At 65.0% G+C, this 4,209-nt stretch carries 5 protein-coding genes; 1 reads left to right on the top strand and 4 read right to left on the bottom strand.

All coding sequences use genetic code 11. The features are described 5' to 3' along the window. The 3 genes from AC1D1P_RS16140 to AC1D1P_RS16130 form a co-directional block, all read right to left on the bottom strand. A partial coding sequence (locus AC1D1P_RS16140; protein WP_477673667.1) for a Bug family tripartite tricarboxylate transporter substrate binding protein occupies positions 1-902 on the bottom strand: 902 nt, incomplete at its 3' end. An 83-nt stretch (positions 903-985) separates the two neighbouring features. Further along, positions 986-1,357, bottom strand: a complete 372-nt coding sequence (locus tag AC1D1P_RS16135; protein ID WP_477669307.1) for an AtuA-related protein — start codon at positions 1,355-1,357, stop codon at positions 986-988. Then, the gene (locus tag AC1D1P_RS16130; protein WP_477673668.1) at positions 1,354-2,766 is read right to left on the bottom strand and encodes an acyclic terpene utilization AtuA family protein; all 1,413 of its coding nucleotides are present in this window, start codon (positions 2,764-2,766) and stop codon (positions 1,354-1,356) included. The genes AC1D1P_RS16135 and AC1D1P_RS16130 overlap by 4 nt, the downstream gene beginning before the upstream one ends. A 91-nt stretch (positions 2,767-2,857) precedes the next feature. Between AC1D1P_RS16130 and AC1D1P_RS16125 the strand changes: the two genes are divergently transcribed. After that, positions 2,858-3,841, top strand: a complete 984-nt coding sequence (locus AC1D1P_RS16125) for a LysR family transcriptional regulator (protein WP_477669616.1) — start codon at positions 2,858-2,860, stop codon at positions 3,839-3,841. Here the strand turns inward: AC1D1P_RS16125 and AC1D1P_RS16120 are convergent. After that, positions 3,838-4,209, bottom strand: a 372-nt coding sequence (locus tag AC1D1P_RS16120) for a hypothetical protein (RefSeq protein WP_477673666.1), incomplete at its 5' end; no start/stop codon positions are given. The genes AC1D1P_RS16125 and AC1D1P_RS16120 overlap by 4 nt on opposite strands.

Below are 4,209 nucleotides of genomic sequence, written 5' to 3'. Positions count from 1 at the left end.
CCGCTGGACTGGTAAAACGGTGCGGCCGAAGGGCTGCGGGCTGCCTTGACCAGCATGTCGCTGAGCTTTGCCACCACATCGGCGGGCGTGCCGGCGGGCGCGTAGGCGGCAAACCAATAGGTCATTTCATAACCCTTGACGCCGGCTTCTGCGATGGTCGGCACCTCGGGCGCCAGCGGTGAACGTTGCCGGGTGGAAACACCCAGCGCCTTGAGCTTGCCGCCCTTGACCTGCGGCAGGCCGGTCGCCATGTCGGTGATCATCATGTCGATCTGGCCGCCCAGCAGGTCCGTCACCGCGGGCGGATTGCTCTTGTAGGGAATGTTCAGGATGTAGGTGCCCGTCATCTGCTTGAACTGCTCACCCGCCACGCGGCTGGACGAGCTGCCGCTGCCAAAAGACAGCTTGCCGGGTTTCGATTTGGCCAGCGCAATGAACTCCGCCACGCTGTTGACCGGCAGTGACGGGTTGACCACCATGATCTGCCCGCCGCGGCCCAGCGCGGTCAGCGGTGCGAAGTCCTTGACCGGGTCGTAAGGCAGTTTTTTGAACAGGTGCTCATTGGCCGACTGCGTGGTGTTGGTGGTGATGAACACGGTGTAGCCGTCGGGCTTTGCCTTGGCGGCTGCCTGGGCGCCGATGAAGCTGTTGGCGCCGGGCTTGTTGTCCACCACCACGCTGACTTTGCTGTCATTGGTCACGGCCTGGCCGATGGCGCGCGCCAGCTGGTCGGTTGCGCTGCCGGCCGCAAACGGCACGACAAAGGTGATCGGCTTTTCAGGAAAGCCCTGCGCCTGAGCCGCCATGGGCACGGCGAGGGGCGCGATGGCCCATAGCGCGGCAATGCCGAGCAAGGCGGGGCGGATGCGGCTGTGTATGGATTTTTGAGTGGCGGTTTTCATGTTGTCTCCTGATGTTGTGATGAGGCGTATCTGACGTTGTTGATCTCGTCTTGGTGTCCTGGTGTCCTGGTGAATCGGTTCCGTTAAAAAGTTTGGTCTCCCCCGGCGAGCAGGCCCGCCAGCGCTGCTGGCACTTCGATAGGTAAATCCAGCAGCCAGAATGAAAGCGACTTGCCGTGCGTGTCGAGGTTGAGCGCGTCATTCACGCCGCCGTCGAGCACGTCGTCGAGCACAAAGTTCAGGGCGCCCAGCAAAGGCAGCTCAAACCGCTGCACACGACTGGGCTTGCGGTGGGCAAAGTGGCGCGCCACGGCGGCCTCCGTCACCTGCGCCCGCAGCACGGGATAAAGGTCCGGGTGCCAGGCAATCACGCTGATGTTGGACCGGTTGCCTTTGTCGCCGGTTCGCCCGTGCGCGGCGCGGTACAGCGGGACCGTGATCATGGCCTGGCTCATGCGGCCTCCCCTGCGGTAGCCAGCGCTGCGGTATCGAGCATCCTGAACGACACCTTCACAGCGTCTCGGGGCACCAGGCAGGGCAAGGTGTTGAGCCTTGGTGTCAGTGCCGTGCGCACGCCGCCGCCGCCGGCCGGTCCGCAGCAGTACAGGGCGGTGACTTCCCGCGTCAGCCGCTCGGCCTCAGCGCGGTCGGTGTGTGTGGCAGCCACGCGCAGGCGTACATCGCGCGCGTCACCGGCCGGTGTTGCGGCCAGGAGGCTGCCGGCGTCGTCGCCCATGACGCTGAGCGCGCCTATCAGGTCTACCCGCAGCGCCAGGGCCGGCAGGCGCCGGCGMAGCACATCGGCCGCCAGCCGGGCGCGGGCCTCGGCGCGCGGGCCGGCGTAAGAGATTTCACCTTCGGCCAGCCAGCCGCCCTCATGGCAGAGATTGACCTTCAGGCTGGGWGGCCGGGCATGGCCGCGCACACCGCTCAGCGCCACGCGATTRGGGCCRRGYTGTTCAATCTGCGCYGYGCTGATGTCCGCCACCACATCGGGYGTGAGGTAGGCGGCAGGGTCATGCACTTCATACAACAACTGCTCCTTGACGCTGGCAAGGTTCACCAGCCCGCCTGTGTTGGCAGCCTTGCCGATGATGCAGTTGCCGTCGGCGCTGATTTCGGCAATCGGGTAGCCGACGGCGTGCAAATCGGGAACGTCCTTGTAGCCGGGGTCTGCAAAATAACCGCCGCAAACCTGCACTCCGCACTCCAGCAAATGGCCGGCCATGGTGGCGCGTGCCAGCAGGTCCCAATCATCGGCACGCCAGCCAAAGTGCGACATGGCAGGCCCGACGGCGAGCGATGGATCGGCCACGCGGCCGGCCACCACAATTTGCGCGCCGGCGTTCAGCGCAGCGGCAATCGCTTCAGCACCGATGTAGGCATTGGCACTGACCATGCGGATGCCGTCCATCGCACTGCCCAGCTGGGTGCGCAGCAGCTCGCGGTGCCGTTCTTCCGAGAGGTCATCACCTTCGACCACCGCAATACGCGGTGCAGGCAAACCCAGCTCCCGGGCCATGGCCTGGATATGCCGCGCCGCGCCCATCGGGTTGGCCGCACCGAAGTTGCTGACGATGCGGATGTGGTGCTGCAGGCAGCGCGCCAGCACGGGACGCAGCATGTCGTCCAGCAACGGCTCAAAGCCCGCGCCGGGGTCGGCACGGCGGCGCAATTGCGCCAGCGCCAGCGTGCGCTCGGCCAGCGTCTCGAAAATCAGGAAGGCCGGCCCGCCCCGCGCGATCAGGGTGTCTACCACCGGGCCGGCCGCATCCACACGGTCACCCGAAAAGCCGGCCGCGCAACCGATCAGCAGGCTGGCGGGCGGTGTGGCGGTGTGGGGAGCGAGGGCGGCAGGGATCATCATGGCCAAGCGGTGGATGCCATGAATTTAAGCCCCCGCCTTTTATTTGTAAAATGCAAAATTCCTATCGATTGACTTGAAAATCAGATTAATGGCCGCATCCACCACCACCCCGAAAAATGCGGCCCGCCTGCCCGCACGCAGCCCCAACCTGTCGACACGCCAGCTGCGGGCATTCCTGGCGCTGGCGGAGCTGAGCAGCTTTACCCGGGCCGCTGCCGCCTGCCACCTGTCGCAGCCTGCGTTCAGCGCGCTGATCCAGACCCTGGAAGCGGAGCTGAACACCCGGCTGTTTGACCGCGACACACGCAGCGTACAGCTGACGGCCGAAGGACGCTTGTTTGAAACGCCGGCGCGGCAATTGCTGGGTGACTTCAGCGCCGCGGTGGGTGAACTGAGCGATCACGTCGAGCGCCGCAAGGGACGCGTGCATGTGGCGGCCCTGCCCTCGCTTGCGGCAGGCTGGCTGCCTTCCATCTTTGCGGAGTTCAGGCAGGCCTCGCCCGGTATTGACCTGAAACTCAGCGACCTGCTGTCTGACGCCTGCATCGAGCTGGTGCGCAGCGGCAAGGCCGACTTCGCGCTTGCCTCAACGGGCGCCACGCACGCGGGCCTGACCACGCAGCTGCTTTGCACCGACCGCTTTCACCTGGTCTGCCGCACGGATCATCCCCTGGCCACGGAAAAAGTACTGACACTGAAGAAACTGGCAGCCTTCCCGTTTATCCATATGTCGCGCAACAGCAGCGTGCGCCAGGCTCTGGACGCCGCGCTGCACCCGTTGCAGACCCATACGGTGCTGGAAGTCGACCAGCTGGCGACGGTTACCGGTATGGTTGAGGCAGGCATCGGCATCAGCGTGGTGCCGGCGCTCACGCTCTTTCACTTCGAGCGAAAGAACCTGCTGACGCGGCCGCTGGCCACGCCTGGCCTGTCACGAAAAATTTATACCGTGCGCCGGCAGGAAGGCAGCCTGTCCGTGGCGGCGCAGGCATTGCATGACCTGGTCATGGAACGCATGAAAGCGTGGCAACCCGGGCCGCAGCCGAAGCGCCGCAAACCCGGAAGGCCTTAGAGAGACCCCAGGTCCTGGACGGCATCCACCACCATGCTGGTGCCCAGCGCAATCAGCAGGATGTCGGTGGCGACACGCACATACTTGTGGCCCGAGGGCGGAGGGCCCAGACGCACCACCACCGATGCAGGCACCGGGTAATACACCACGCCGGCAGGCAGCGGTTGCCCGATGGCGTATTTTTTGGCCTGGCCGGGAGGCATGCAGCCGTTGTTTTTCTTGGCAAGGCCCGGGGGGCAATGGCCGGACTTGAATTGCTTGCCGTAGTAGTCCTGGAGCACCACACGCTGCTCGGGAACAAAATAGCCGCCGACCTTGACGTCTTCGCGGTGCTTCTTGTTGCACGTCTTCGCGGTGCTTCTTGTTGC

This window comes from Polaromonas sp. P1_E1_2 (assembly GCF_056406035.1).
This window is presented reverse-complemented; position numbering and strand designations above follow the sequence as displayed.

Bases quoted from the DNA above. Each gene is read 5' to 3' on its own strand.
- AC1D1P_RS16135 (WP_477669307.1), bottom strand. From the start codon at position 1,357: ATGAGCCAGGCCATGATCACGGTCCCGCTGTACCGCGCCGCGCACGGG.
- AC1D1P_RS16125 (WP_477669616.1), top strand. From the start codon at position 2,858: ATGGCCGCATCCACCACCACCCCGAAAAATGCGGCCCGCCTGCCCGCA.